The sequence below is a fragment of the Microbacterium sp. LWH7-1.2 genome (assembly GCF_038397755.1).
Lineage (GTDB): Bacteria > Actinomycetota > Actinomycetes > Actinomycetales > Microbacteriaceae > Microbacterium.
Map to the genome: position 1 here is coordinate 2,331,533 of NZ_CP151637.1, position 18,595 is coordinate 2,350,127.

Consider the following 18,595-nt stretch of genomic DNA (forward strand, 5'->3'; position numbering starts at 1 on the left):
CCCGACGCACCACCCGCAGTCCGACGCCCGCCCGCAGCCGCAGCATCCGCTCGCCCGGCTCCCGTTCTCGAATTCAGGAGTACCCGATGACTCAGCCTCGCACCCCGCTCCGCATCCTCGCTCCCGAGGGCGCCGCGCCCCTCATCGCGCGCGAGCTGTCGCGTCGCCGGTTCCTGAGCCTCGCCGCGCTGGCCGGCGGCGCCACCGTGCTGGCCGCCTGCGCTCCCGGCGGCAGCGGCTCCCCCGCCCCGCAGGCGACCGGAGGCGCCCTCGAGGACAGCCTGTCGGTGTACACATGGGCCGAGTACGACGCGCCCGAGGTCGTCGAAGCGTTCACCGCCGAGCTCGGGCCGAAGGTCACGCTGGACTCCTACGGATCGAACGAGGAGCTCATCGCCAAGCTCGTCGCGGCGAAGGGCACATCGGGCTACGACATCGTCGTACCCACGGGCGTCTTCATTCCGCAGATGATCGAGCAGGGACTCCTGCAGAAGCTCAACAAGGAGCTGCTGCCCAACCTCTCGAACATGGACCCGGCGTTCCTCGGCCGCGCATGGGACCCGGGCAACGACTACTCGATCTGCAAGGCGTGGGGCACGACGGGCTACGTGTACGACAAGACCGTGATCACCCGCGAACTCACCACGTGGGCCGACTACTTCGACGCCGCCCAGAACGAGGCGAGCGGCAAGACCGCGATGTCGGACGACCCTGCCGGCGTCGTCGGTTCGTACTTCTGGGCCAATGACCTGGACTGGAACACCGACGACCCCGACGAGCTCGAGGCGGCTCGCGCCTTCCTCGTGGAGAAGATCGCTCCCCATGTCGCGGCCTTCGACTCCGCGGCGGGCGCCAACACGATTCCGCAGGGCACCCATGCCCTGCTCATGGCCTGGAACGGCGACGCGCGACTGGGCATCCAGGAGTCGTCCGAGCCTGACCGCTGGCAATGGGTGCTGCCGGGCCCGCAGACGGAGCTCTGGATGGACAACTGGGCGATCGCGACCGGGGCGACCCACCCCGAGGCGGCTCACGCCTTCATCAACTTCGCGATGACCCCTGAGAACCAGCTGCTGAACCTCGAGTGGGTCGGCTACAACGTCGGCGGCAAAGACATGCAGGCGGCGGCCGAGGAAGCCGAGGTGGAGCGTCTCGACATGATCTTCTTCACTCCCGAACAGCTCGAGAGCATGCACGAGCAGGTGCTCAACGACTCGCTGAGCACCCGCGTGGAGATCTACAACGAGGTGAAGGCTGCCGCCGGTGCGTAATCGCGCCGCCGGCGCGGTCGGTCCCGCCCTCGCCGGACCGGCGTGGGCGTGGCTGCTGGTGTTCTTCGTCGCGCCGGTCGCCATGGTCGTGTGGTTCAGCTTCGGCTACAAGCCCGGCGTCTTCGGCACCCACGCCAACGACATCCTGTCGTTCGACCGGTACATCGAGGCCATCTCGCCGACGTTCCTCGCGACCTTCCAGAACACGCTGTGGGTGGGGATCATCGGCACGGTGCTCTGCTTCGCGATCGGGGCGCCGGTGGCGTACTGGATGGCCTTCAAGGTCAAGCCGCAGCGCCGCGGCATCCTGATCGCCCTCGTCCTCGTGCCGTTCTGGACCAACTTCCTCGTCCGGACCATCGGCTGGCAGGTGATCCTCGCCCCCGAGGGATGGCTCTCGACACTGCTTCAGGGCATCGGCGTGCTCGACGGGCCGCTCGAGCTGCTGTACACGCGCACCGCCGTGATCATCGGCGTCGTCTACAACTACCTGCCGCTGATGATCCTCCCGCTGTTCGTGGCTTTCGATCGGGTCGGGCCGGCGCTGCGCGAGGCATCCAAGGACCTGGGCGCCGGCAAGATCACGACCTTCTTCCGCGTGACGCTTCCGCTGTCGCAGCCGGGCATCGTCGCCGGCGTGCTGCTGGTGTTCATCCCGCTGATGGGCGACTACATCACCGCGACGGTGCTGGGCGGTGCGAAGGGCAACATGGTGGGCCAGCTCGTCGCGGGACAGTTCCAGACCGCGCAGAACTGGGCCCTCGGATCGGCCATGGCCGTGCTGCTCATGCTCCTGATCATGGTCGCGATCGGGGTGTGCGCCGTGGTCATCTGGCTCGTCGCACAGCCGTTCCGCTCGCGCAACCGGCTGGTCCTGGGGCCGGTTCCCGAAACTGCGGAGACGGATGCTGCGCCCGCAGCGGCGCTGGAGGTGACGACGTGACCACGCAGACCGAGACCGAGACGATCCTGCAGGCCGAGACGCGCGAGGCTCGTCCCGGTGCCGCGCCGCGCCGGCGCGCGCACAGGTGGTGGTCGGACATCGCCTTCGGCGTGTGGGGCGTGCTCGTCATGCTCTTCCTGTTCCTGCCGATCATCGTGATCGTCGTCCACTCGTTCAACACCGGCCGCCTGCTCGCCGTGTGGGACGGCTTCGGCTTCGACGCCTTCGGTTCGATCCTCGTGAAGCCGGCGATCCAGAACGCCGTGCGCGTATCGCTCATCACCGCGCTGATCGCGGCGATCATCGCGACGGTCCTCGGGACCCTCGCGGGCATCGCCATGGCACGGCATCCCGGCAAATGGGTGTGGTGGTTCCTCGGGCTCCTGCTCCTGGTGTCGGTGACCCCCGAGATCGTCGACGCGGTCGCCCTCCTGCCCTTCATGGTGTTCCTCGGACAAGACGTCGGGATCACGATGTTCAACGACGGCATCGTGCGTCTGTCGGTCGGATCGTCGCTGTTCGCGACGGCCGTGGTGTCGTACATCGTGCGCGCCCGGCTGGTGGGTCAGGACGCGCAGCTGGAGGAGGCATCCGCCGATCTCTACGCCAAGCCGTTCACCACCTTCCGCCGGGTCACGCTCGCCCTCGCGATGCCCGCGGTGCTCGCCGGCTTCCTGCTGGCATTCACGCTGAGTCTCGACAACACCATCGTGGCCGCGTTCGTGCAGGTGTCGGGCACGACGCCGTGGCCCGTCTATGTGCTGAGTGCGCTGCGGACCGGTCTGCGCCCCGAGATCGCCGCGGTGTCGACGATCATGCTCGTGCTGACCCTCGTCGCCCTCGCTCTGGTGGCGCTCGTGCTCAAGCGGGCGGGCGACTCCGCGACGCAGATCGCCCGCACGATGACGGGCGGCTGATCCGGTTGCGCGACCCTATGCTGTTGCGGTGACCCGACTCCTGCTCCTCATCGACATTCAGCGCGACTACTTTCCGGGAGGGCGGCATCCGCTCGTCGACCCGGATGCCGCCGCGGATGCCGCCGCGCGACTGCTCGCTGGATTCCGTGCATCGGGTGAGCGTGTCGTGCACGTGCAGCACGTGTGGGACGGACCGGATGCCGCGTTCTTCGCCCCCGGAACCCCCGGGGTCGAATTCGATCCGCGCGTCGCGCCCGACGGCGAGGAGCACGTCATCGTCAAGCACGAGCCGAACGCGTTCCTCGGCACCGGGCTCGAGTCGCTGCTGCGCGCAGCGGATGCCGACGAGATCGTGGTCGCCGGGATGATGTCGAGCATGTGCGTCGACGCCACCGTGCGCGCGGCGTCCGATCTCGGCTTCCGCATCGCGGTCGCACAGGATGCGTGCGCCGCACCCGACCTCGCCTACGATGGCCGCACCGTACCGGGCGTCCAGGTGCACCTCGCGTTCATGGCGGCGCTCGACGGCACCTACGCCCGCGTCGCCGACGTCGATGCGCTGGTCGGCGAACTCGTCGCCGGCTGACACCGCGACAACCTGTCCGGCCCGCCGGACAACTTCCGACACGCCACGCCCGCATCGACCCGCCCGACGGGTGAGGATGGGAGCACCACACACCGCATCGGAGTTGATAACCGTGGGCACGACCGTCTTCGAACGACAGCGGCCGGCAGCATCCGTCGTCCAGCACGCCCTCGCCGAGACGAGGCACTCGGTGTTCTGGCGCGACGACCTTCCCGACAGCCTCCTGCCCGATCGACCCGCGCTCGTCGGCACGCACCGCGCCGACCTGGTCGTCGTCGGCGGCGGCTACACCGGGCTGTGGACGGCGCTCCTCGCCACCGAGCGCGACCCTGATGCGAAGGTCGTCGTCGTCGAGGCGCAGCGTGTCGGGTGGGCGGCGTCCGGTCGCAACGGCGGCTTCTGCGAGGCCAGCCTCACCCACGGCCACGAGAACGGCATGGCCCGCTGGCCCAAGGAGATGCCTGCTCTCGACCGCCTGGGGCATGAGAACCTCGATGCGATCGAGGCGTCCGAGGCCCGCTTCGGCATGGACTTCCAGTTCGAACGCACGGGACAGCTTGCTCCCGCCGTCGAGCCGCACCAGGTGGAGTGGCTGAAGGAGTGGGCCGCCGAGGGCGAGGAGGGCGTGGTCTATCTCGATCAGGCCGAAGCCCAGGCATCCGTCCACTCCCCCACGTACCTCGCCGCGGTCTGGGAGAAGAACGCGTGCGGCATGGTCCACCCCGCGCGAATGGCCGCCGAGCTCGCTCGCGTCTGCGAGGAGCGCGGCGTCGTGATCTTCGAGCGCTCGCACGTCACCGGGCTCGACACGAGCGGACCCGGTGTGGTCGTGATCACCCCCGACGGGCGGGTGGAGGCGTCCCGTGCCGCGCTCGGCACGAACGTCTTCCCGTCGCTCATCAAGCGCAACCGGCTCATGACGGTCCCCGTCTACGACTACGTGCTCATGACGGAGCCGCTCACCGGCGCCCAGCTCGACTCGATCGGCTGGCAGGACCGCCAGGGCATCGGCGACATGGCGAACCAGTTCCACTACTACCGGATCACCAAGGACAACCGGATCCTGTTCGGCGGCTACGACGCGATCTACCGGTACGGCCGCAAGATGAACGCCGAGTACGAGAACCGGCCTGAGACCTGGGCCAAGCTCGCGAGTCACTTCTTCACCACCTTCCCGCAGCTCGAAGGGCTGCGCTTCACGCATGAGTGGGCGGGCGCGATCGACACCTCGACCCAGTTCACGGCGTTCTTCGGCACCGCCCGGGACCGCCGGGTCGCGTACGCGGCCGGTTTCACGGGACTCGGTGTCGGATCGACCCGCTTCGCCGGCGAGGTCATGCTGGATCTGCTCGACGGCGTGAAGAACGAACGCACCGAGCTCGAGATGGTCCGCAAGCGGCCGCTCCCGTTCCCGCCCGAGCCCGCCGCGTCGATGGGCATCAACGCGACCCGCTGGTCGCTCGACCGCGCCGACCACAACAAGGGCAAGCGCAACTTCCTGCTGAAGACGCTCGATGCGCTGGGCCTGGGATTCGACTCGTGAAGCCCGCAATCGTGACGGATGCCGCGTCCCTCGCGCTCGAGTGCGAACCGCTCCGCGCCGACCAGGTGGTCGACGGCTCGCCCGCCACCGGGTTCGCCCAGCTCGGGGAGTTCGGCGGCGCCGAGATCGGCGTGTGGGAGCACACCCCGGGCGCGTCGAGCGACGTCGAAGCGGACGAGGTCTTCGTCGTGCTCTCGGGCTCGGCGACGGTGTCGTTCGACGATCCCGCGCTCGAGCCGATCGAGCTCCGCGCAGGGTCGGTGGCACGCCTGACGGCGGGCATGCGCACGGTGTGGACGGTGCGCGAGACGCTCCGCAAGGTCTACATCACGGGCTGAGCCCTTCAGCGTCCTGCCGACCTCCGTACCAGCAGCGCCAGGTGCAGCGCGGTCTGGGTCTCGCCGTCGTCGAGATCGGCGCCGAGCAGCTCCTCGATGAGGGCGATCCGCTGATAGAACACCGACCGGGACAGGTGGGACGCGCCGGCCGCCGCCGTGCGGTTGCCCGGGTGAGCGAGCATCGCCTCGAGAACGTCGAGCAGGTCGCCCGAGCGAGACAGGTCGTAGGAGATCAGCGGTGCCAGCATCCGCTCGCCGTGCTCGAGCACGCGGTGGTCGTCGCGCAGGGCGGTCACCAGCTGCACGAGCGGGCGGTTCTCGGCGCGCCGCAGGTGCGGACCGCGTCCTGGGCGACGCCGTCGGCCGCCAGCGAGATCCACCGCCTCGTGCACCGAGGCGAGCGCCGCATCGATGCCTTCCGCGCCGCGCCCCACCGACACCGTGACGCGCTCCACGTCGCCGGCGTCGACGAGCGCGCGCACGAATTCGACCACAGCGGCATCGTCGAACACGGCGTCGGGCGGCAGCGAGACCAGCATCGTCGCCGCAGGGGCGGCGACGCCCGCCGGCGCCGAGCCCGCCAGCGCGCGCCCTCGCAGGGTGCGAGCTGCCACATCCGCTCGCTCCGCCGCGACCGGCGCTCCCGACACGACCAGCCCGTACAGCTTGGCTCCTCGTAACGGAAGGCCGGCGGCCTCGAGACGAGCGGCAGCGCCGCCGACCCCGGCGAAGCGGCCGGCGAGCAGTCCATCCACCAGACGCCGCCGGCCGATACGCGCCCACTCGTCGGCATCGCCGTCCGCGAGCCGGCCGACCGCGAGGGCGATCGCACCCTGCTCGAGCACGGCAGTGCGCCCGGCGGCGTGCTCCGGTCCGGGCAGTGCGATGAGATTCCCCCAACGGATGCCGCGCGCCTCGACCGGGACGATCAGCCAGTCGTCCGCACCGGCCGGGATGTCGCGCTCGCGGCGCTGCTCCGAGCGCCGGTGTGCGGAGCGCGACCGCAGCTCCCACTCGGTGAAGAGCTCCTCCTCCATCGCGAGGGGGACCTCGGCGGCCACGACCTCGTAGCCCAGGTTCTCGAGCACGATGGGCGCGCCGAGCGTCTGCGCGAGCTGGTGGACGATGAAGTCCGCGGGCGATCCGCGCAGCACCAGGGCCGTGAAGCGCTCGCGCACCTCGTCGCGGGCGCGCAGCGCGTCGGTCTGCCCCGTGATGATGCGACTGTGGACGGCCTCGGTGACCGTCACGAACTTGAGCTCGCGGTGGAGCACGACGAGGGCGAGGCCGCGTTCGCGAGCGGCCTCGACGACCACCGCGGGGACGTAGCGATAGTGCGTGCCCAGCTCGAGCACGAGGCCGGAGAGTCCTGCGTCAGCGAGCTCGTCGATGAACCGACGCAGCTCGCCGGGCTCGACCGGCCACGACGAGCCGGTCGACAGCAGCAGTTCGCCGCCGTTGAGCAGCCGCGCGACGCCCGCGCTGTCGGACACGTGCAGCCATCGCACGCGCGCATCGAGCGCGTCGTCGCCGACGAGCACTTCGGGGACACCCTGCGCGACCGCGTCGAGCGCGATCACTTCGCGCACGGTCGGGAGGATCTCATCTGCGGATCGATCTGCCGGACGATCCGTGTGGATCGTCCGATCTTCGCGACGGTCGGGCACCTTGGCCGCCTCTTCTTCTCTGACAGGCTGGGACCTGTCAAGCCTAGAGGATCGCCGCACGATCTGTCCGACGCCGAGAAGGAGCCACTCATGAGCATCACCGAGAGCACTGTCGCCACGACCGGCATGGATGCCGACGTCCGTGTCGTCTCGCATTGGATCGATGGGGCGGAGCGTGGGTCGTCGTCGGGTCGGACGGCGCCGGTGTTCAACCCGGCGACCGGTGTTGTGTCGGCGCGGGTGGCGTTGGCGGATGAGGTGGAGATCGGTGCGGCGATCGCGTCGGCCGAGGCCGGCTACCAGGTGTGGAGCCAGTACTCGATCGCGAGGCGGCAGAGCGTGGTGTTCGCGTTCCGGGAGATCCTGAACGCCCGCAAGCGGGAGTTGGCGGAGATCGTGACGGCGGAGCACGGCAAGGTGCTCTCGGACGCGATGGGGGAGATCCTGCGGGGTCAGGAGGTGGTGGAGCTGGCGTGCGGGTTCCCGCATCTGATCAAGGGCGCGTTCAGTGAGAACGCGTCGACCGGGATCGATGTGTACTCGCTGAAGCAGCCGCTCGGGGTGGTAGGGGTGATCAGCCCGTTCAACTTCCCGGTGATGGTGCCGTTGTGGTTCGTGCCGATCGCGATCGCCGCGGGCAACGCGGTGGTCCTCAAGCCCAGTGAGAAGGACCCGTCGGCGGCGTTGTGGCTGGCCGCGGCGTGGCAGGAAGCGGGCCTGCCGGACGGGGTGTTCACGGTGCTGCAGGGCGACAAGCTCGCCGTGGACGGGCTGCTCACCAGCCCGGTGGTGCAGTCGATCAGCTTCGTCGGGTCCACCCCGATCGCGCAGTACATCTACGAGACCGCGTCGAAGCATGGCAAGCGGGTGCAGGCGCTGGGTGGTGCGAAGAACCACATGCTGGTGCTCCCCGACGCCGATCTGGACCTGGTCGCCGACCAGGCCGTGAACGCCGGGTACGGTGCCGCCGGGGAACGCTGCATGGCCATCTCGGTCGTGCTCGCCGTGGAACCGGTCGCCGACGACCTCATCGGCAAGATCACCGACCGCATCAGCCGGCTCACGATCGGCAACGGGGCGGGGGTGGACGGTGTCGAGCCCGACATGGGACCGCTGATCACCGACCTCCACCGGAACAAGGTCTCCGAGTATGTCGACATCGCCGAAGCCGATGGCGCCACCATCGTCGTCGACGGCCGCGACTGCACGGTGGCCGGGCACGAGGACGGGTTCTTCTTCGGCCCCACCCTGATCGACGACATCCCCACCACCAGCAAGGCGTACCGGGAGGAGATCTTCGGACCGGTGCTGTCCGTGGTCCGCGTGCAGTCCTACGACGAGGGGCTGGAGCTGATCAACTCCGGCCGGTTCGGCAACGGCACCGCGATCTTCACCAACGACGGCGGCGCGGCCCGCCGGTTCCAGAACGAGGTGCAGGTCGGCATGATCGGCATCAACGTGCCCATCCCCGTCCCGGTCGCGTACCACTCCTTCGGCGGCTGGAAGGCCTCCCTGTTCGGCGACGCGAAAGCCTACGGCGTCCACGGCTTCGACTTCTTCACCCGCGAGAAAACCATCACCAGCCGCTGGGCCGACCCCGCCAGCCACGGCGGCATCAACCTCGGCTTCCCCCAGAACAACTGACCCGACCCTCGATCCTGAGAGGACTCCCCCGCATGACAGACACACTCGCTCTCATCGACGCCTCCCGCGCGCTCCCCGACCCCGAAGGCGACGCCCGCGTGCGCGCGGACGACCGCGGCCACGTCTTCCACTCGTGGAGCGCGCAGGCGCTCATCGATCCGCTGCCCATCGCGGCGGGCGAAGGGTCGACGTTCTGGGACTACAGCGGCACCGCCTACCTCGACTTCAGCTCGCAGTTGGTGAACCTCAACCTCGGGCATCAGCATCCGGATCTCGTCCGCGCCATTCAGGACCAGGCCGGCCGTCTCGCGACGATCCAGCCGTCCATGGCGAACGACGTGCGCGGCGAGCTGGCCCGGCGCATCGCAGAGGTCGCGGGCGACGGGTTCGAGAAGGTGTTCTTCACGAACGGCGGCGCCGACGCCAACGAGAACGCCGTGCGCATGGCGCGCCTCGTGACCGGCCGTCGCAAGGTGCTGTCGATGTACCGCAGCTACCACGGCAACACCACGACCGCGATCTCGCTGACCGGCGACCCGCGCCGCTGGCCGAACGAGCCGGCCGACGGCTCGACCGCGAAGTTCTTCGGCCCCTACCCGTACCGTTCGGCGTTCCACTCGTCGAGCGTCGAGGAGGAGACGCAGCGGGCGCTCGAGCACCTCGAGCAGACCGTCGTGCTCGAGGGTGCGACGACGATCGCGGCGATCATCATCGAGACGATCGTCGGCACCAACGGTGTGCTCGTGCCGCCGCCCGGGTACCTCGCCGGTGTGCGCGAGCTCTGCGACCGCTACGGCATCGTGTACATCGCCGACGAGGTCATGGTCGGGTTCGGCCGGGTGGGCGAATGGTTCGCGTTCCAGGCGTTCGACCTGCAGCCCGACCTGATCACGTTCGCGAAGGGCGTGAACTCGGGTTACGTGCCGCTCGGCGGCGTCGTGATCTCGGATCGCATCGCGTCCCACTTCGACACCGTGTCGTTCCCCGGCGGGCTCACGTACTCGGGCCACCCGCTCGCGTGCGCGGCGGGCGTCGCCACGTTCGAGGTGTTCGAGCGCGACGGCATCCTCGAGCGCGTGCGCGACCTCGGTTCGCGGGTCGTCGAACCGCGCCTGCGCGACCTCGCGTCGCGGCATCCGTCCATCGGCGATGTGCGGGGAATGGGCCTCTTCTGGGCGATCGAGCTCGTCAAGGACCGCGAGACCCGCGAGCAGCTCGTGCCGTTCAACGCGAGCGGAACGGATGCCGCACCCATCACCGCGGTCGCCGCGGCGTGCAAGCGCGACGGCCTGTGGCCCTTCACGCACTTCAACCGCGTGCACGTGGCGCCTCCGCTCGTGATCACCGAGGACGAACTCGTGCGCGGCATCGACATCATCGACCGTGCCCTCTCAGCCGCCGACGAGTACGTCACGCGCTGATCAGCGCCCCTTTCCGACCCCGCGTCCACCGAGGACGCGGGGTCGTCACGCGCCCGAGACCGAATCGTTCCGATGCGCGGGAATGAATCACCCCGGCCCACCGTTATTCCTGTACTCAGCACCATGTGCTGCTCCAGGAGGGGAACGTGGGCAAGAACTACATCGACATCGAGAACGACCAGGGCGAGACGCTGCGCTACCGCAAGCACGTCAATGGTCGTGGCCTCATCGCGCATGGAGCGAAGGTGCACCCGAGCGCCATCGTCGAAGCGGGGGCGTATGTCGAACCGGGCGTGCAGATCGCCGCAGGCGCGCACGTCGGCCGTGGCGTGTGGGTCGAGACGGATGCCGTCATCGGGCCCGACGCCGAGATCGCACCGCATGCCCACATCGGGCCGCGCGCAGCCATCGGCCCGCGCGCCAAGATCGGGGTGCGCACCCAGGTGGGGCACGACGCCCGTGTGGCCGGAGGCTCGCTCATCGGCGACGACGAGACGATCGCCGACGGCGAGCGCGTCGCCACCGACAAGCGAGGGCTGCGCCTGGCCGCCTGACGCCGTCGGCCTGACGCCCGCCCGACGCCCACACCAACGTCGGCCAGGGCTCCTCGAGGGCCGCAACACGCGGAATGCGCGCGACGAACCCGCGTGTCGTGGCACCGGAGGCGTCACGTCGTCGCCACCGCCTAGGCTCGCGTCGTGGTCAGACGCGTCGTCCTCGGCATCCTGGTGCTCGTCCTCGCGGGCACGGCGTACTGGTGGTTCATCGGGCGCGATGACGCCTCCGTGGAGGTCGCACCGACCGCGCCGGGCACTGCCGCCACGATGCCGGCGATCCCTGCCGACGCGTTCGAGATGACGGTCGAGAGCGTCCACGACGGTGACACGCTGCGCGCTCGCGTCGCGGTGCCGAACGCCGTCGTCGGCGATCTCGAGTCCACGCGCGTGCGCCTTCTGGGAATCGACACCCCCGAGATCTCCCCCGAAGCCGACTGCTGGGGCGCGGAGGCGACGGCGAAGCTGACGTCGCTCGTCCCCGTGGGATCGACGATCTGGGTCGCCGCCGACGTCGAGGTGCACGACCAGTACGGCAGGACGCTCCTCTACATCTGGACGCCCGACGGCCGCTTCGTGAACGGCGAGCTCGTCGCGCAGGGCGACGCGCGAGTGGAGGTCTATTCGCCGAACCGGGCTGAGGAGTCGCTGCTGCGCTCGCTCGAGGCCGCGGCCGTCACCGCGGCTGCCGGGCAGTGGGGGGCGTGCGGCTGAGCCGTCGGGAGAACGCGCCGGTCAGGCGAACAGGAAGAGCACGAAGCCGATGAGCGGAAGCGTGCCCTGGATGAGCGCGGGACGCAGGTATCGCAGCCCCGACGTCAGCAGCACGAGTGCGGCGGCGACCATCGAACCGAGGCTGAACAGCACCAGTGCGAGCCCCGCGGCAGCCATCGGCGAGCCGTCTGCACCGGCGTAGATCAGCACGAGCCCGATCACGACCCCGATGGCGAGGAACAGGTTGTAGAAGCCCTGGTTGTACGCCATCGGCTTCGTCGTGTCGGCGGCCGCCTGATCTGCGACGCCGAACCGCTTCCAGATCTTCGGCTGCGTCCACTGGACGCTCTCCATCACGAAGATGTAGACGTGAAGAAGCGCTGCGAGCGCCGCGAAGACCGTAGCCACAATCGTCACCATGAGCGAACCATATCGCCCCGGCTACGCTGAACAGCATGGCGAAGGGCGGGTCGCGCACAGGCGGACGAGGACGCGGCGCATCGGGCAGGCGTCCGGGCGCAGCATCCGGGTCGTCCTCGAAGCCGAAGACCGCGAAGACCCGGCGGCCGCAGCCGTCGCCCGGCCCGTCGCCGACCCCACCCGTTGAGCCCCCCATGCCCGCGGTCTTCACGCTCGGCGCGATCCCGGGTGCGACCCCCGGCAAGTGGATCGACATCTGGAACGAACGGATGCCGCAGACCCGCCTCGAACTCGTGCCGCTGGCCGTCGCCGATCAGCGGTGGGCGCTCCAGGGCGGCGAGGTCGACGCGGCCATCGTCCGGCTGCCGATCGACCAGGACGGCCTCCACGTCATCCCGCTGTACGACGAGGTCCCGGTGGTCGTGTGCGCGAAGGATTCGCACCTCACCGCGGCCGATGAGGAACTCGACGCCGCCGACCTCGTGGGCGAGGTGCTGATCGTTCCGCAGGACGCCGTGCTCGACCTCCATCTTCCCGGCACGGTTGCGCCACGGTTCGACGCCCCCGCCGACACCGGCGAGGCGATCGCGACCGTCGCCGCGGGCGTGGGGATCGTCGTGGTGCCGATGTCGGTGGCGCGGCTGCATCACCGAAAGGACGTCGAGTACCGCCCTTTGAGCGGGGGCCCGATCTCGACGGTCGCCCTCGCGTGGGACGCCGAGCGGACCACCCCGGCGGTCGAGGCGTTCGTCGGTATCGTGCGCGGCCGCACGGCGAACTCGTCGCGCGGCTGAGATCCGGGGCTCCCACGGCGAGAGCGCGAGAGTGAGGGGTGCCGCCCCCAGTCCTGTGCAGCACCCCTCGAGGATCGGCGACGAAGACCTGCAATCGATTCTGCGTCCCGCGTCGGTCTTCTCGGCCGCTCCCCCGACCCCGGTCGGTGAAGCGCAAGCCGTTCCGATGACCAGGAGCACGCAGCATCCGTCCTGATACACGAAAGTGGGAAATCTCAGAAGCCGGCGCCGTGCACCTGGAAGGGGGCCACGATGCCGGTGCGAACGGATGCTGCGGCCAGCGCCTCCGACGGCGCGACGCCCGCGGCGAGCCCCTCGTGCATCGCGGCGAGGAGTTCGCACGCGGCGTCATCGGCGACGATGACAGGTGCCGCGATCACGCTGCGAGCGCCGGCATGGAGCCAGATCCGCGTCATGCCCAACGCTTCCTCGCCCCATCTCACGGAGGAGCGACCCACTTCGCACGCAGAGAGGACGACGGTTGAGGGAACGCGTGGGATCAGATCGATGTCGTACCCGAACAGGGTTCCGTCGGCGAGTTCGAGGCCAGAGAACATCGGGTTGTCCAGCGCATGCCGACCGTGCGCGGCCACATGCAGAACGTCCACCTGAGAGGCGAGAGCGGTGACTTCGGTGACCGTCGCGTCGCCCCCGGTCTTCACCGCCGCACGACTCCATGCTGCGGAACCCGCGGACACCTCCTCCTCTCCGCGAGCGACGCGCGGCCCGACGGCGAAGCCGGCGATGCTCGGAGCACGAGCCGCGCGCGAACGCTGCGCGATCCAGGCGGTCACCGAGGTCGCCACCGAAACCGGGCGATGGACGATTCCCGGGAGCATCATCCATGGGACTCCGGCGAGGATGCCCGCCGCCGTGATCAGAATCCGCTCAGCTCCCGAGAGTGCGCCGACGGGTGCGCACAGGATCCGGGACAACGTCGCGAGCCGCTCGTCGAGCCCGCGGCGCACCACCGCTGCCATCGGTCCGGCGGTGACCGTTGCGGCCATGTCGAGGTCGGCGCGCAGACCCCTCAGCGCCGATCGGGCGGCAGCCCAGTCCAGCCGGACCAGCTGCGTGCTCTGTGGAGAGGCGGCGAGCGCAGCGAGCTCGACGCCGTCGAACACGTAGGACACGAGCACATCGCCGGCGCCCAGTTCAGCGATCGCGTCACGGAGACTCGCACGGACTCGCAGCTCGCCGGCGGCTGTCTGCGACCACTGCCGCTGACGGGCGCGGTCGCTGAGCAGAGCCGCCCGTGGGGTCGCCAGCCAGTCGCCGTCGGGCGCCGCAGTCCGCAGCACGCGCAGCTCGGCCAGATCGGCCGCGAGCTCGGGGTCAGGCGGCGGGCGCAGCGGCGGAAAGGATCCGCTGACCGAACGTGCTCGCTCCGACCACTCGAAGACCGCGGCATGATCTCCAGACCGGAGCGCCGATGCCAGGCCTGTCGTGATCAGCCCGGCCCCTCTCATCGAGGCGGAGACCTGGATATCGAGACTCCCCACGGCACGGCGGGTGCGGTCGAGAAGATCAAGACCGGCGGCCGCGTGGCGCCGGGTGTCCGCTTCTCGCCCCTCGACGGCGGCGGTCGCTGCACGCAATTCGTGCGCAAGGAGCCCGACCTCGAGCGGCGTGCGACGCCCGACCCGCGCCACCGGCAGTGCAGCACGCCGGTCCGTCCGGAGCCTGGCCAGCGCGTCTGTGAGCCTGAGCGCTTCCGCCTCGGAGCCGAATCCGTGAGCCTGGAGAGCGGCGGTGACGTCGGACACCTTCGTGCGCGGGGGCAGCCGCCGCCCCGCCCGCACCGGGCCACCGGTGCGGTCGACGCGCCCGAGCGTGAGACGCGCACGCAGTCCGATCGCCTCGGCGCGCACCGCCCAGCCCGGACTCCCGATCGCGGCGAAGCGCCGCGCAGAGGCGGCCGCTGCACGCGCCGCCCGGGCGGGGTCGTGACTGAGCAGGGAGCGGGCGAGGTTGTAGTCGGCCGTGGCGCGATCGCGCGGCGCGCGATGGCGTCCGAAGGCTTCCGACACCGCCGCAAGGCTTCGCTCCGCCTCCGTCACGAGTCCGGCCTCCCGCAGCACTTCCGCGCGGTCCAGCTCGTTTACGGCAGCCCACATCGCCGACTCGCCGTCCAGTGGCTCACGCACGGACTGCATCGTCTGCAGAGCGGCGACGAGATCGCCCGCGAGCATCAAGGTGTATCCGCGGTTGTGCACGGCGAGGTTCGCCTCGGTGGTCATGCCGGCCTCGCGGTACGCATGCTCGGCTGCCGCCAGGTCGGCCATCGCGGTCTCGAGCTGACCGCGCTGCATGTCGACGAGGCTGCGATTGATCCTCATGTTCGCCTGTCGCACCGGCTCGTCCCGGAGCCCGCTGATGCTCTTATCGAGCCATGCGGCGGCATCGTCGAGGAGGCCACGCTCCAGCGCGAGGGCGCCGAGCTGACCGTGCAGCTGCGCGATCGTCACGTCGTCCAGCCCACCCTGACGGAGCGCCTCGAGGCACAGTCGCTCGCCGGCATCCACGTCTCCGGTGCGCGCGAGCACGTACGCGGTCGTGCCCACGATGCGCGCCATCAGGTTGCGGTCGCCGTCGCGCTCGGCTGCCGTGCTCGCCTCGGCGAGCACACGCCGCGCGTCTGCGTAGCGACCGAGATTGGCGAGCTCGACGCCGCGGGCATACGAAGCCCCCGCGTCGATACGAGTCCCCATGGAGCAATCATGGCGCCAAGAGCGCCTGCGGGCCACGCCGGATCCCGCCTCGGGCGCTACCCGGCGGGAAGCCGCGACCGATCCAGCGCTGTGATCGACTCCCGTGCCTCCTCCACAGGATCCTTCTTGCTGCTCACGGCGGAGGGACGCATCAGCCGCGGGGCGAGCTTCGCCGCGACGCTTCCCGCCACGAACGGCGCGGCGAACGAGGTGCCGCTCCAGACGGCGAAGCCGCCCTCATCGCCGTTGTCGAAGTCGTCCGGGTCGAGGCTCTGCCGGCGGCGTTCCGCGCGGTCGTTGCGGGACCCGGCCTGCAGCCCACCCTCGAAGGAAGGGAACACGCTCAGCACCGACGTGCCCGGCGCATAGAGGTTCACCCACTCCCCGATGTTGCTGAACAGGGCGACCGACGTCCGCTGCGGGTTGAGTGCACCGACCGCGAAGTGCTTCGCACCTCCGTCAGGTTCGTCGAAGCTGAGGAGCGGGTCGCCCCAGTTGTACAGCGCCGCGGGGAAGGTCGGCCGCTCGGTCGCGTCGTTTCCAGCCGAGCACACGATGACGCACCCCCTCGACCTCAGGTTCCGCAGCGCCTCGAACAGGCGGAGGCTGAACCGGCCATCCTCCGGGGTCTCGTGGTAGTAGCCGAGCGAGAGGTTCAGGACGTCCAGATGATGGGGGTCCTCATCGGTGCCTGCGTCCATCCAGTCCGCGACCTGTTCGAGCGCCGTGATGAGCTCGCTCTCGAGGACGCTGCCGTTGCTGTCCGCCACGCGGATCGCGATGAGGTCGGCGTCAGGACAGACCTGACGGAGTACGCCCGCCACGAACGTCCCATGCCCGGCGGCATCATCGAGGAAGCCGTCGAGGGGACCGGCGAGGTCGCCGAAGCGCTCGGGGTCCGTCGCCGGGTCGTTGACGCCGATGACACCGGAGCCGTCTGCGGCATCGATGGTGCGCACGACGGACCGGCCGTCGGGCGCCGTGAACCAGGGATGCTCGCCGCAGCCGGTGTCGACGAATGCGATCACGGGCCGCCGGCCGCCCTCTGCGAGCGTGTGCCGATCGGCCGGCGGGGCGCCGATGTAGGTGACCAGTTCGAGCCCGCCGGAGCCCGGATACGCGTATCCGTCGGTGCCGCTCGGGTTCGTCCGGCCGTGCGGATTCGTCCGGCCATGCGGGTTGGTGCGTCCGTGCGGATTCGTCCGTCCGTGCGGATTCATGTCGATCGGGTCCACCCCGAGGACGTGGTCGAGGCTCACCTGGGCGAGCACTGGGTCATCGGTCGCCCTGACGCGGCGCGCCTTCACGTCGGGCTCCGCCGCGGCTTCGGCACGGTGCGGCGGGTCGTTCGCGATGGCCGCCTCCAGCGACACACTCCGCGTGGCGGCCGCCCGAGCGGTGAGGTCGACATCTTCCGCCTCGGCCTCGCCCCGCGCGAGGCTGCGGGGTGCTACACCCATCCGCTCGGCGATGAGAACGTCGCGGCGTGCCTGCTGCAGCAGGCGCCAAGCGTCCACGGGCGGAACGGGCTCGTCGTCGCGCCCCTCCCGCGGCGCCTGGACGATGCGAGCGCGCGAAAGTGCCGCCGTGTCCTTCCCACTCGGCAGCGGCTCCAGCTCCACGTCCCACCCCAGCTTCGCTCCTGCCCCCTTAAGCGCCTGCTCGGCGGCGCCGGGGTCTCCTGAGATCACCAGGTGCCCGGGCACGTACACCGTGTCGTAGGCCTGCAGATCGGGGACCGGCTCACGGCGCGGGTCGAGGACGACGCCCTTCGGCTCACCCGCGACCTCTCGCTCTCGCCAGGTGCGCCGCTGCTCGCTCTCGCCCTTCGCCATGTCTTCTCCTCACACACATGGGAGCCGCGACCCCCAGGCCGCGGCATCCGTCTTCGTATCTCGAACTGGTTGTCAGACTTCGAACTGCGGGGTCTGGAAGTCGCGCATCGCGCCGTCGGCGTCGCGCACCACCAGACGAAGCCGCGCCATCCCCGGCGTGACCTCGTCGAAGGCGAAGCGTCCGTGCTCGCCCGGTTCGGCCGACCACTCGCGGTCGCCCTGGATCAATCGGATGGCGAGGGCCGTGGCATCCACCCACCCGTCCACACGACGCCCGCCGTCCTCCGTGGCGGTGACGTGCAGCAGCACGCTGGTCGTGCCGTCGCTGAACTGCAGGGTCGCGGTGTCGGTCTCGCCGCGCACGGCGGCGAACGTCCCCTCGACGAGCGTCAGGAGGGCGTACTCCCTCGACAGGTCCTCGACGGCGACCGCCGCGACCATCCGGTCGACGAGGTCGGCCGGCACCGGGTCGACGTGCTCCCACATGCGCCGCATTCGTGCGAAGAGCGCGGCGTCGGCCGCAAAATCCTCAGTTTCCATCGTCGTCACCTCTCCATCCGTCTCCCTCGAGTACGGCGCGTAGCTTCGCGAGGCAGCGCTGGCGGGTCGGTCCGATCGATCCGATGGGCATCGCGAGGTCTTCGGCGATGCGGGCGTAGTCGGGGCGGTCCTCGAACGCGACGATCCGCAGCAGGCGCTGGCATCGGTCGTTGAGCGTGGCCACTGCGGTCCAGAGACGACGGGTCTCGTCGTCCTGCGCGGCGGTCTGCTCGGCGGATTCGTGGACCGGAAGGTGCGGTTCGAGCGACTCGGCCTCCGTGGCATCGGCACGCCGATGCTGTTTGCCGACCCGCCACGCCTCACGGCGCGCGCACATCGTGAGCCACCCCGACACCGCGAGGGGGTCGTTGATGGTCTCGTGACGACGCACGAGTGTCAGCCAGGTCGTCTGCACGACGTCCTGCGCCAACGCATGGTCGAGCCCGTACGCCCTCACGACGTGCCATAGCGGCGGCGTCATCAGGCGAACGAGTTCGTCCATCGCACGGCTGTCGCCATCACGCCACCGCACGAAGAGTGCGGCGGCGCGCTCCCATCGCGCCGGCTCCACGGAGTCGACGGATGGTTCGGCGCCAGCCTGCGTCATAGCGCCCATTCTGTCCACACCATGCCCGAGCGCGGTAGTGCAGGTTTGATACACGGATACCGCGTGAACACCCACGGTTTCCGCCGTCTC

The 18,595-nt window shown here is 69.9% G+C and carries 18 protein-coding genes; 12 read left to right on the top strand and 6 right to left on the bottom strand.

Features of this window, described 5'->3' with window-relative positions; genetic code table 11:
* Positions 1-86 precede the first annotated feature (86 nt).
* The 6 genes from MRBLWH7_RS10880 (at position 87) to MRBLWH7_RS10905 (ending at position 5,598) form a co-directional block, all read left to right on the top strand.
* Positions 87-1,271: an extracellular solute-binding protein gene (locus MRBLWH7_RS10880; RefSeq protein WP_341994335.1), complete on the top strand. Its 1,185-nt coding sequence runs from the start codon at positions 87-89 to the stop codon at positions 1,269-1,271.
* Positions 1,264-2,214 carry an ABC transporter permease gene (locus MRBLWH7_RS10885; RefSeq protein WP_341994337.1) on the top strand — a complete coding sequence of 317 codons (951 nt, stop codon included), beginning with the start codon at positions 1,264-1,266 and terminating at the stop codon, positions 2,212-2,214. Before MRBLWH7_RS10880 ends, MRBLWH7_RS10885 begins: the two co-directional genes overlap by 8 nt.
* The gene (locus MRBLWH7_RS10890) at positions 2,211-3,131 is read left to right on the top strand and encodes an ABC transporter permease (protein ID WP_341994339.1); all 921 of its coding nucleotides are present in this window, start codon (positions 2,211-2,213) and stop codon (positions 3,129-3,131) included. The genes MRBLWH7_RS10885 and MRBLWH7_RS10890 overlap by 4 nt, the downstream gene beginning before the upstream one ends.
* A gap of 28 nt (positions 3,132-3,159) precedes the next feature.
* On the top strand, positions 3,160-3,717 hold the full coding sequence (locus MRBLWH7_RS10895; RefSeq protein ID WP_341994340.1) for a cysteine hydrolase family protein: 558 nt from the start codon (positions 3,160-3,162) through the stop codon (positions 3,715-3,717).
* Between the two features lie 112 nt (positions 3,718-3,829).
* Complete coding sequence (locus MRBLWH7_RS10900) at positions 3,830-5,260, top strand: FAD-dependent oxidoreductase (RefSeq protein WP_341994343.1); 1,431 nt, start codon at positions 3,830-3,832, stop codon at positions 5,258-5,260.
* Positions 5,257-5,598, top strand: a complete 342-nt coding sequence (locus MRBLWH7_RS10905) for a cupin domain-containing protein (RefSeq protein ID WP_341994345.1) — start codon at positions 5,257-5,259, stop codon at positions 5,596-5,598. The genes MRBLWH7_RS10900 and MRBLWH7_RS10905 overlap by 4 nt, the downstream gene beginning before the upstream one ends.
* A gap of 5 nt (positions 5,599-5,603) precedes the next feature.
* Here MRBLWH7_RS10905 and MRBLWH7_RS10910 read toward each other — a convergent pair whose 3' ends face one another.
* Entirely contained in the window at positions 5,604-7,187 is a 1,584-nt protein-coding gene (locus tag MRBLWH7_RS10910) for a PucR family transcriptional regulator (protein ID WP_341994347.1), read from the bottom strand.
* A gap of 168 nt (positions 7,188-7,355) precedes the next feature.
* Between MRBLWH7_RS10910 and MRBLWH7_RS10915 the strand changes: the two genes are divergently transcribed.
* From MRBLWH7_RS10915 to MRBLWH7_RS10930, 4 genes are all read left to right on the top strand, one after another.
* Positions 7,356-8,909, top strand: coding sequence for a CoA-acylating methylmalonate-semialdehyde dehydrogenase (locus tag MRBLWH7_RS10915; protein ID WP_342002020.1), 1,554 nt, complete (start codon positions 7,356-7,358; stop codon positions 8,907-8,909).
* A 32-nt stretch (positions 8,910-8,941) separates the two neighbouring features.
* Positions 8,942-10,330, top strand: a complete 1,389-nt coding sequence (locus MRBLWH7_RS10920; RefSeq protein WP_341994349.1) for an aspartate aminotransferase family protein — start codon at positions 8,942-8,944, stop codon at positions 10,328-10,330.
* A 146-nt stretch (positions 10,331-10,476) separates the two neighbouring features.
* A complete protein-coding gene (locus MRBLWH7_RS10925; RefSeq protein ID WP_159847092.1) occupies positions 10,477-10,884 on the top strand; it encodes a transferase in 408 nt (135 codons plus the stop codon).
* Positions 10,885-11,028: 144 nt separating this feature from the next.
* Positions 11,029-11,598 carry a thermonuclease family protein gene (locus tag MRBLWH7_RS10930; protein ID WP_341994352.1) on the top strand — a complete coding sequence of 190 codons (570 nt, stop codon included), beginning with the start codon at positions 11,029-11,031 and terminating at the stop codon, positions 11,596-11,598.
* A gap of 21 nt (positions 11,599-11,619) precedes the next feature.
* Here MRBLWH7_RS10930 and MRBLWH7_RS10935 read toward each other — a convergent pair whose 3' ends face one another.
* Positions 11,620-12,018 (bottom strand): DUF1304 domain-containing protein, encoded by a 399-nt coding sequence (locus tag MRBLWH7_RS10935; protein WP_341994355.1) that lies wholly within the window; start codon positions 12,016-12,018, stop codon positions 11,620-11,622.
* Here MRBLWH7_RS10935 and MRBLWH7_RS10940 point away from each other — a divergent pair.
* Together MRBLWH7_RS10940 and MRBLWH7_RS10945 are read left to right on the top strand one after the other, a co-directional pair.
* On the top strand, positions 12,017-12,205 hold the full coding sequence (locus MRBLWH7_RS10940) for a hypothetical protein (protein WP_341994356.1): 189 nt from the start codon (positions 12,017-12,019) through the stop codon (positions 12,203-12,205). The two genes, MRBLWH7_RS10935 and MRBLWH7_RS10940, sit on opposite strands and share 2 nt — an antisense overlap.
* Positions 12,206-12,212: 7 nt before the next feature.
* Positions 12,213-12,812: a LysR substrate-binding domain-containing protein gene (locus tag MRBLWH7_RS10945; RefSeq protein WP_341994357.1), complete on the top strand. Its 600-nt coding sequence runs from the start codon at positions 12,213-12,215 to the stop codon at positions 12,810-12,812.
* A gap of 215 nt (positions 12,813-13,027) precedes the next feature.
* Here the strand turns inward: MRBLWH7_RS10945 and MRBLWH7_RS10950 are convergent, their stop codons facing one another.
* The 4 genes from MRBLWH7_RS10950 to MRBLWH7_RS10965 form a co-directional block, all read right to left on the bottom strand.
* A complete protein-coding gene (locus MRBLWH7_RS10950) occupies positions 13,028-15,559 on the bottom strand; it encodes a CHAT domain-containing protein (RefSeq protein WP_341994358.1) in 2,532 nt (843 codons plus the stop codon).
* A 20-nt stretch (positions 15,560-15,579) separates the two neighbouring features.
* Entirely contained in the window at positions 15,580-17,358 is a 1,779-nt protein-coding gene (locus tag MRBLWH7_RS10955) for a S8/S53 family peptidase (protein WP_341994360.1), read from the bottom strand.
* Positions 17,359-17,430: 72 nt separating this feature from the next.
* The gene (locus MRBLWH7_RS10960) at positions 17,431-17,898 is read right to left on the bottom strand and encodes a hypothetical protein (protein ID WP_341994362.1); all 468 of its coding nucleotides are present in this window, start codon (positions 17,896-17,898) and stop codon (positions 17,431-17,433) included.
* Complete coding sequence (locus MRBLWH7_RS10965; protein WP_341994364.1) at positions 17,888-18,505, bottom strand: sigma-70 family RNA polymerase sigma factor; 618 nt, start codon at positions 18,503-18,505, stop codon at positions 17,888-17,890. The genes MRBLWH7_RS10960 and MRBLWH7_RS10965 overlap by 11 nt, the downstream gene beginning before the upstream one ends.
* Positions 18,506-18,595: the final 90 nt, after the last annotated feature.

Excerpts from the sequence above, each read along its gene's own strand:
- MRBLWH7_RS10880 (WP_341994335.1), top strand. The coding sequence starts at position 87 with ATGACTCAGCCTCGCACCCCGCTCCGCATCCTCGCTCCCGAGGGCGCC.
- MRBLWH7_RS10915 (WP_342002020.1), top strand. The coding sequence starts at position 7,356 with ATGAGCATCACCGAGAGCACTGTCGCCACGACCGGCATGGATGCCGAC.
- MRBLWH7_RS10920 (WP_341994349.1), top strand. The coding sequence starts at position 8,942 with ATGACAGACACACTCGCTCTCATCGACGCCTCCCGCGCGCTCCCCGAC.
- MRBLWH7_RS10940 (WP_341994356.1), top strand. The coding sequence starts at position 12,017 with ATGAGCGAACCATATCGCCCCGGCTACGCTGAACAGCATGGCGAAGGG.
- MRBLWH7_RS10935 (WP_341994355.1), bottom strand. The coding sequence starts at position 12,018 with ATGGTGACGATTGTGGCTACGGTCTTCGCGGCGCTCGCAGCGCTTCTT.
- MRBLWH7_RS10945 (WP_341994357.1), top strand. The coding sequence starts at position 12,213 with ATGCCCGCGGTCTTCACGCTCGGCGCGATCCCGGGTGCGACCCCCGGC.
- MRBLWH7_RS10955 (WP_341994360.1), bottom strand. The coding sequence starts at position 17,358 with ATGGCGAAGGGCGAGAGCGAGCAGCGGCGCACCTGGCGAGAGCGAGAG.
- MRBLWH7_RS10960 (WP_341994362.1), bottom strand. The coding sequence starts at position 17,898 with ATGGAAACTGAGGATTTTGCGGCCGACGCCGCGCTCTTCGCACGAATG.
- MRBLWH7_RS10965 (WP_341994364.1), bottom strand. The coding sequence starts at position 18,505 with ATGACGCAGGCTGGCGCCGAACCATCCGTCGACTCCGTGGAGCCGGCG.